Origin of the sequence: Streptomyces sp. NRRL S-118 (assembly GCF_000716335.1) — a bacterium.
GTDB lineage: Bacteria > Actinomycetota > Actinomycetes > Streptomycetales > Streptomycetaceae > Streptomyces.
Genome location: NZ_KL591026.1, coordinates 93,257 through 101,204, shown reverse-complemented (window position 1 = coordinate 101,204; position 7,948 = coordinate 93,257). Strand labels below are relative to the sequence as shown.

The window sequence follows — 7,948 nt, the reverse complement described above, 5'->3', positions numbered from 1 at the left end:
GGGGGACACCGGGTGAGCCGCCTGACCGATGTCTCGCGCGGGCCCGGCACCCCGCTGATGATCACCGGGCCCGCCCCGGCCCGCGCCCCCGCGCCCACCGAGCGGCCGGCCCGCCGGGAGCGCCCGCCCGGCGGGGCCGACGGCGTCGCGCCGGTCCAGGACCCCGCCCTCCGGGCCGTCCTGCGCGAACGCACGGCCGACCTCCAGCGGCTGAAGGCCGAGTACGACAACTACCGCAAGCGGGTCCGCCGGGACCGCGCCGCGGTGCACGGGATCGCCGTGGCCAACGTGCTCGCCCGGCTCCTTCCGGTGCTGGACGCGCTGGACGCCGCCGCCGACCAGGGCGAGGTGACCGGCGGCTTCCAGCAGGTGGCGCGGGCCCTGGAGACGGAGCTGAGCGCGCTGGGCCTGCGGCCCCTGGGCGCGGTGGGCGACCCGTTCGACCCGCTGGTGCACGAGGCCGTCTCGTACCATCCGTGCCGCTGGTTCGACCGGCCCACGTGCACCGTGGTCCTGCGGCCGGGGTACGCGGTCGGCGAGCAGCTCCTGCGGCCGGCCACGGTCGTGGTCGCCGGTCCGCCGCCCGGCCCGCGGACGGCCACCGCCTCGGGGCCGATGCCCTGAGCGCGGTGCCGCGACGAGGGGGCCGGGGGTGACGGCCCGGCCCTCTCGGCCGCGCCCCGTCCGCCCGGGCCGCGCCTTCTCCGTCCGGGCCGCGGCCGGCGACGGGGAATGCCCTGTCGACCCCGGGAACGCCCTGTCGGCGCCCCGCGAACGCGACCGCCCCGGCCGGGCAGGATGCCGGCCGGGGCGGAACGGTGCCGCAGGGGCGCGAAGGGGAGCGCCTGGCTCAGGCCAGCGTGGCGAGGGCCTGGTTGAGGGTCTCCGACGGGCGCATCACGGCCGCGGCCTTGGCCGGGTCCGGGTGGTAGTAGCCGCCGATGTCGACCGGCTTGCCCTGGACCGCGATCAGCTCGTCGACGATCTTCTGCTCGTTGTCGGTGAGCGTCTGGGCGACCGGGGCGAACGCCTTCGCGAGCTCCGCGTCGTCGGTCTGCCGGGCCAGCTCCTGGGCCCAGTACATGGCCAGGTAGAAGTGGCTGCCGCGGTTGTCGATGCCGCCGAGGCGACGGGACGGCGACTTGTCCTCGTTCAGGAAGGTGCCGGTCGCGCGGTCCAGCGTGTCGGCGAGGACCTGGGCCCGGGCGTTGCCCTCCTTCTGCGCGAGGTGCTCGAAGCTGACGGCGAGGGCGAGGAACTCGCCCAGGCTGTCCCAGCGCAGGTAGTTCTCCTTGACGAGCTGCTGGACGTGCTTCGGGGCCGAGCCGCCGGCGCCCGTCTCGAACAGGCCGCCGCCGTTCATCAGCGGGACGACCGAGAGCATCTTGGCGCTGGTGCCGAGCTCGAGGATCGGGAACAGGTCGGTGAGGTAGTCGCGCAGCACGTTGCCGGTGACGGAGATCGTGTTCTCGCCGCGGCGGATGCGGTCCAGGGAGAACCTGGTGGCCTCCACCGGCGACATGATCTCGATCTGCAGGCCCTCGGTGTCGTGCTCCGCCAGGTACTGCTCGACCTTGGTGATGAGCTGGGCGTCGTGCGCACGGTTCTCGTCGAGCCAGAACACGGCCGGGTCGCCGGTCGCGCGGGCGCGGGTGACGGCGAGCTTGACCCAGTCCTTGATGGGCGCGTCCTTGGTCTGGCAGGCGCGGAAGATGTCGCCGGCGGAGACGGTCTGCTCCAGGACGACGTTGCCGGCCTGGTCGACCAGGCGGACGGTGCCGGTGGTGGGGATCTCGAAGGTCTTGTCGTGGCTGCCGTACTCCTCGGCCTTCTGCGCCATCAGGCCCACGTTCGGCACGGAGCCCATGGTGGACGGGTCGAAGGCGCCGTGCGCGCGGCAGTCGTCGATCACGGCCTGGTAGACGCCGGAGTAGCTGCTGTCCGGCAGGACCGCGAGGGTGTCGTGCTCCTGGCCGTCCGGGCCCCACATGTGGCCGGAGGTACGGATCATGGCCGGCATGGAGGCGTCGACGATGACGTCGCTCGGGACGTGCAGGTTGGTGATGCCCTTGTCGGAGTCGACCATGGCCAGCTCCGGGCCCTCGGCGAGCTCGGCCTCGAAGGAGGCCTTGATCTCGGCGCCGAGGTGCGGCACGCCGTCCAGGCCCTTGAGGATGGCGCCCAGACCGTCGTTCGGGGACAGGCCGGCAGCGACCAGCGCCTCGCCGTACTTCGCGAAGGTCTTCGGGAAGAAGGCCCGTACGACGTGACCGAAGACGATGGGGTCGGAGACCTTCATCATCGTGGCCTTCAGGTGCACGGAGAAGAGCACGCCCTCCTCCTTGGCGCGCGCCACCTGCGCGGCGAGGAACTCGCGGAGCGCCGCGACGCGCATGACCGAGGCGTCGACGACCTCGCCCGCGAGGACCGGGACCGACTCGCGCAGGACGGTGGTGGTGCCGTCGTCGCCCACCAGCTCGATGCGCAGCGCGCCGTCCTCGGTGACGACCGTGGACTTCTCGGTGGAGCGGAAGTCGTTCTCGCCCATCGTCGCGACGTTCGTCTTCGACTCGGACGTCCACGCACCCATGCGGTGCGGGTGGGCCTTGGCGTAGTTCTTGACCGACGCGGGGGCGCGGCGGTCGGAGTTGCCCTCGCGCAGGACCGGGTTCACGGCGCTGCCCTTGACCTTGTCGTAGCGGGCGCGGATGTCGCGCTCCTCGTCGGTCTTCGGGTCGTCCGGGTAGTCCGGGAGCGCGTAGCCCTGCTGCTGCAGCTCGGCGACCGCGGCCTTCAGCTGCGGGATCGAGGCCGAGATGTTCGGCAGCTTGATGATGTTGGCGTCGGGGGTCTTGGCCAGCTCACCCAGCTCGGCGAGCGCGTCGTCGATGCGCTGGCCCTCCTGCAGGTACTCCGGGAAACCGGCGATGATCCGGCCCGCCAGGGAGATGTCACGAGTCTCCACAGTGACACCGGCCGTCGAGGCATACGCCTGGACCACGGGCAGGAACGAGTACGTCGCCAGGGCCGGGGCCTCGTCGGTGTGCGTATAGATGATGGTCGAGTCAGTCACCGGGTGCTCCGCTCCACGTCTGTAACATTGCTCGACATCAAGATATCTCGTGATCGACCCCTGTTCGACAGGACCCCGGTCACGGATGTCGCCCGCCCGGTCCTGCGATCCGGCACCTGCCCAGCCGTACCGGCCCGGGGCATTACCACGCAGGGGGGATGGAGGCAACGTCTCCCTTTCTGCGCGTGGCTGGTTATGATCGGCATCCTTCTCGCCCCCGCGCCGAAGCCGGATCGGCCGTCCCCGAGCCCCTCCCCAAGGGCTGCGCCGTGCCCGGCTGCCGGTCGGTCCCCGCTTCTCCGCTCCGAGGACTGATGTCTCCCATAGAACCCGGCACAGCACCCGAAGGACCGCGCACCTCGCCGGAACCGCGCCGGCGCAGGCGTACCGTACGCCTCCGTACCCTCCTCGTCCTGCTGGCGGTCGTGCCCACCGTGGCGATGGGCACCCAAGTCGCCGTCACCGCGGACCGCTTGCTGGACCAGTCCCATCATCTGCGCGCGGATGTGGAGGCGGGCGAACGGATCGGCGCACCCCTGCACCGGCTGCTGGGCGCGATGCAGGCCGAGCGGGCGGCGAGCGCCGCGCGGTGGTCCGGCGCGTCCGTGCCGGAGGGGGAGCTGGACGAGCGGCGGGCGGCCACCGACCGTGCGGCGGCGGAGTTCCGCCGGGCAGCGGCTCCGGGCGCCCGGTCCGAGGGGGCGCGCCGCCGCCTCCAGGAGGTGACGGAGGGCCTGGACGACCTGGCCGCCTACCGGGAGCGGACGGACCTCCGCACCGGCAGCGCCGACAGCACGGTCGTGTACTACACGAACGTCATCGGCCAGATGATCCGGTTCTACCAGGACGAGTTCAGTCACACCGAGGACGCCGAGCTCACGCTGGAGAGCCGGGTCGTGGTCACGATGTACTCGGCGTCGGAGATGCTGGCGCGGCAGGACACGATCCTGGCGCTGGCCGGGCCGTCGCGGGAGCTGAGCGAGACGCAGTTCTCGGACTTCGTCAACGCGGTCGGCGCCCACCGCTACCTGTACGACACCTGGGTCGTGCCGCAGCTGCCGCCGGCGGAGAGCGAGCTGTACGCGCAGCTCGTCGGCTCGGACGCGTGGCAGGCCAAGGTCCGCATCGAGAACACCGTCATGTCCGACCACAAGGACATCGAGTTCGGCGTGCGGCTGCCGCGCGAGGTCGGCGGCTGGCGGGCCGCGCAGGCCGCGTGGGGTGCCCGGCTGGACGAGCTGAACACCGCGCGGTCCCAGGGGCTGCTGGCCCGTGCCGACGCGAAGGCCGACGAGCTGGAGTCCGAGGTCACCTGGCTGATCACGGCCAGTGCGGGCGCGCTGCTGCTGGTCGCGGCGGGCGTCGTCGTCACCACGCGCTCGGTGCTGCGGCGCCTGGGCCGGTTGCACCAGCGCACGGTGACCATCGCCGAGGAGACCCTGCCGGACGTCGTCGACCGGCTCCAGCGCGGACTGCCCGTGGACTCCGGCACCCTGCCCGCGGTCACCGGGAACCGGGACGAAGTGGGGCGGATCAGCGACGCGTTCGCGCGGGTCGTCGCCGTGTCCGTGGACGGCCACCGGCAACTGGCGGCGGAACGTCACGGCTTCGGGATGTTCGCCGCGGGCATCGCCTCCCGCACCGGGAACCTCGTGAGCCGGCAACTGACCCTGACCGAGGAGTTGCAGGACGCGTTCGGGCACGACGAGACGCTGCTCGCCCGGCTGATGCGGTCCGACCAGCTGACGGTGGGGATGCGGCGGCAGATCGAGAACCTGCTCATCCTCGCGGGCGGGGAGATCCCCGATCCGCACACCGACCCCATGCGCGTCGCCGATCTGCTGCGGGAGTCCGCCGCGGAGGTGGAGGACTTCCGGCGCATCGAGCGGCAGGCGCTGGACGAGATCAGCGTGGAACCGCGGGCGATCAGCCAGATCAGCCATCTGCTCGCCGAGCTGCTGGACAACGCGACCCGGTTCTCGCCGCCGCGCTCGAAGGTGGTCATCCGGGCCGAGCTGGTCACCGACGGGCTGTCGGTGGAGATCGAGGACCGGGGCCCGCGGGTCACGCCCGCGGCGTACGAGGAGATGAACGGGCGCCTGCACTCGGCGCCGCCGTACGCCGTCCTCGCCGAGAACGCCCACCGGCTGGGGCTCTTCGTGGTCGGCCACCTCGCCGACCAGCTCGGGGCCACGGTGACGCTGCGCCGGTCGGTGTACGGCGGCACCTCGGCCGTGGTGATCGTCCCTGCCGAGCACCTCGTACCGACCGGGCCCGGGCAGGACCGCGGCGGCCGCGCCGCGGCGGAGCACGGCGGCGAGCGGGAGCCGGCGCGCGCTGCGGTGCCGCCGCCGTCCGCCCCTGCCGCCGGCCCCGCGGCCGACTCCGAGCCGGCACGTGTGCCCGCGCAGCCGGGCCGGGCGGCCCTGCCGCGCCGTGCGGAGGAGGACAAGCCCGAGCTCGTGCCGCAGGCCGGCGCTGCGGGGCTGCCCGTGCGCCGCACGCAGCAGCGGGCGCAGGCCGCTGCGTCGGCACGGCCCCCGACGCCCGGGACAGGAGGCGCCGCCCGGCCGCCCCTCCCCGAGCGCGTGCCGCAGACCCACATGGTCCTGCAACTGCGCGAGCCGCCCGCACCAGAAACGACGGTCGCCCCCGACACGGCGACACCCGAGGAAGTGGCCGACGCCTGGTCGGACTACGAACACGGAACCCAGCAAGTCGAACAAGAGCTCCGACGGGATCAGCCATGACGACATCGAACGACATGATCTACAGCGTCCTGGACAACAACCTGAGCAGGATCGCCGGCATCCAGGGCGCCGTGCTGCTGTCCAACGACGGGATCAAACTCAGCGCCTACCTGCTGGACCGGCCCCAGGCCGAGCGCGTCGCCGCGGCGTCCTCCGGCATCGCGGCCACGATGAAGGCGATCTCCCGGGAGATCGACGGGGGCCGGGTGATCCGCCAACTGGTGGAGATGGACGACCGGTACCTGTGCATCGTCGGCTGCGGCGAGGGCAGCACCCTCATCGTCGTGACCTCGCGCAAGGCGCGCCTCGGCGAGCTGGGCGGGGAGGCCGTGCGCACCGCGCAGGCGCTGGGCGAGTGGCTGGGGACGCCTGAACGCACCCAGACGTCCACGTCGTAATGACGGACGAGCCGCCACGCGCGGGCCGCCGGCGGACGCGGCTGTACGCCCTGACCGACGGCCGTACGGCAGCCCCGCACACCGCCCTGACCATGGACACCACGATCACGGCGGCCGTCGCCGAGGACGCGCGGGGCGGCCTGCCCTCGGAATGGCAGGCCGTCCTGGCCATGTGTCCGCCGCCGGGCGGGCTGGCGGTCGCGGAGATCGCGGCCCGGATGCGCATGCGCCTGACTCCGATGACGCTCCTCCTCGGCGAGCTCGCGGACCGCGGGCTGATCCACCACCGGCCGCCACTGGAGGAGTCCGAGACCACCGATGCCCGTCTGCTCATGAGAATCAGGGACAACCTTGCCCGTATCTGACCCCCGGTCCCCGTCCCGGGAAGCGCCGTCCGCGGAAGCGGCCCCCGTCAAGATCCTCGTCGCCGGGGGCTTCGGCGTCGGGAAGACGACCCTGGTCGAGACGATCTCCGAGATCGAGCCGCTGCGTACGGAGGAGCGGCTGACGGCCGCGGGCGTCGGCGTCGACGACCTCGACGGCATCGAGTCCAAGGCCGTGACCACGGTGGCGATGGACTTCGGCCGGATCACCCTCACCGACGCCGGTGTGGTCCTCTACCTCTTCGGCACGCCCGGCCAGGAGCGCTTCTGGTTCATGTGGGACGACCTGCTGAACGGCGCGCTCGGGGCGGTCGTGCTCGTGGACACGCGGCGCCTGGACCGCAGCTTCCCGGCCGTCGACTTCTTCGAGAGCCGGGGGCTGCCCTTCGTCGTCGGCGCCAACTGCTTCCACGGCGAACAGCCCTACACCGTCGAGGAGATCAGGGCGGCCCTGCGGCTGCGCGACCCGGACACGCCGGTCCTGCTGCTGGACGCCCGGTCACGGGGTGACGTCCGGGACGCGCTGCTCTCGCTCCTCGACCTGCTCATCGCGAAGGCGTCGGCACCCGGCCGGCCGGCGCGCCGCTGAGCGTGCGGTGCAGCAGGCCGGAGGCGGCGTGGCCGAACGCCGGATCGTCGATGTGCGTGCCGATCCCGACGACCTCGACGGCGCTGCCGCGCAGCCCGTCGCGCAGCCACCCGTACTCCGGCGCCTTGCTGTGCAGAGTGCCCACCAGGAGGACGATCGCCATGGCGGCGACGGTCCCGGGACCTGCGGCGGAGCGACAAGGTGCGTGCGCGGGGAAGAGCGCGGTGCGCTCCGCGCGCGGGTCCACCGCGACGGCGACCGTCGGCGTTCCTCGCGGGTGACCGGACGACCACTGCCCGCCACCTACCGGAAGAGCCTTTCGTCCGAATACGTCGGTTGCGGGCGAGTCAGCCGCCTTGTCCGCTTCTCAGACTCGATCGGCGAATAGCCACTTTTGCACCGGCCGTGATATGACTCACCCCCGATCGGGGCCTTCCGGAGCCTTCCACCTCCATTTCCGCTGTTCGGGAAGAAAGTTGAGTTTCCGGCAGGAAGCACACGATGGCGTTTCCGTAACCGGTCGTGCGTAATTCCGGACTTGTTCGGGCGCGTTGCTCTCGCTTACCGTCACGGTCAATCCGGTCGGACCGCCGAATCCTGCCGCCGCCCGGAATCCGCACCCATCCACTGACGCACGGCAGGAGCGGGGGACCCAGGTAAGCCGCCGGCCCGGAATACGGGACGGCTCGGGGTGAAGTCGCGCGCAGCGCGGCCGGGCATCTCCAGCCCGAACCCGACAGCTCACCTCGCAGGCG

Annotated in this window: 7 protein-coding genes and 1 riboswitch; of the genes, 5 read left to right on the top strand and 2 right to left on the bottom strand. The window is 72.4% G+C overall.

Annotated features, from left to right (window positions below; genetic code table 11):
- Window positions 1-624, top strand: a 624-nt coding sequence (gene grpE, locus IH00_RS0131185) for a nucleotide exchange factor GrpE (RefSeq protein ID WP_420710943.1), incomplete at its 5' end; no start/stop codon positions are given.
- Window positions 625-850: 226 nt separating this feature from the next.
- Here grpE and IH00_RS0131180 read toward each other — a convergent pair.
- Window positions 851-3,073 carry an NADP-dependent isocitrate dehydrogenase gene (locus IH00_RS0131180; RefSeq protein ID WP_031079424.1) on the bottom strand — a complete coding sequence of 741 codons (2,223 nt, stop codon included), beginning with the start codon at window positions 3,071-3,073 and terminating at the stop codon, window positions 851-853.
- Between the two features lie 314 nt (window positions 3,074-3,387).
- On the opposite strand from IH00_RS0131180, the gene IH00_RS0131175 reads away from it, so the two are divergent.
- From IH00_RS0131175 to IH00_RS0131160, 4 genes are read left to right on the top strand one after another with little or no spacing between them, the layout of a single operon-like run.
- A complete protein-coding gene (locus tag IH00_RS0131175) occupies window positions 3,388-5,823 on the top strand; it encodes a sensor histidine kinase (RefSeq protein ID WP_031079423.1) in 2,436 nt (811 codons plus the stop codon).
- Window positions 5,820-6,221 (top strand): roadblock/LC7 domain-containing protein, encoded by a 402-nt coding sequence (locus tag IH00_RS0131170; RefSeq protein ID WP_031079422.1) that lies wholly within the window; start codon window positions 5,820-5,822, stop codon window positions 6,219-6,221. Before IH00_RS0131175 ends, IH00_RS0131170 begins: the two co-directional genes overlap by 4 nt.
- Window positions 6,221-6,586, top strand: coding sequence for a DUF742 domain-containing protein (locus IH00_RS0131165; RefSeq protein ID WP_031079421.1), 366 nt, complete (start codon window positions 6,221-6,223; stop codon window positions 6,584-6,586). The genes IH00_RS0131170 and IH00_RS0131165 overlap by 1 nt, the downstream gene beginning before the upstream one ends.
- The gene (locus IH00_RS0131160) at window positions 6,573-7,193 is read left to right on the top strand and encodes a GTP-binding protein (RefSeq protein WP_031079419.1); all 621 of its coding nucleotides are present in this window, start codon (window positions 6,573-6,575) and stop codon (window positions 7,191-7,193) included. Before IH00_RS0131165 ends, IH00_RS0131160 begins: the two co-directional genes overlap by 14 nt.
- On the opposite strand, the gene IH00_RS0131155 is transcribed toward IH00_RS0131160, so the two are convergent.
- Complete coding sequence (locus IH00_RS0131155) at window positions 7,150-7,356, bottom strand: hypothetical protein (protein WP_158828028.1); 207 nt, start codon at window positions 7,354-7,356, stop codon at window positions 7,150-7,152. The genes IH00_RS0131160 and IH00_RS0131155 overlap by 44 nt on opposite strands.
- Before the next feature lie 444 nt (window positions 7,357-7,800).
- Window positions 7,801-7,948: riboswitch (cyclic di-AMP (ydaO/yuaA leader) on the top strand.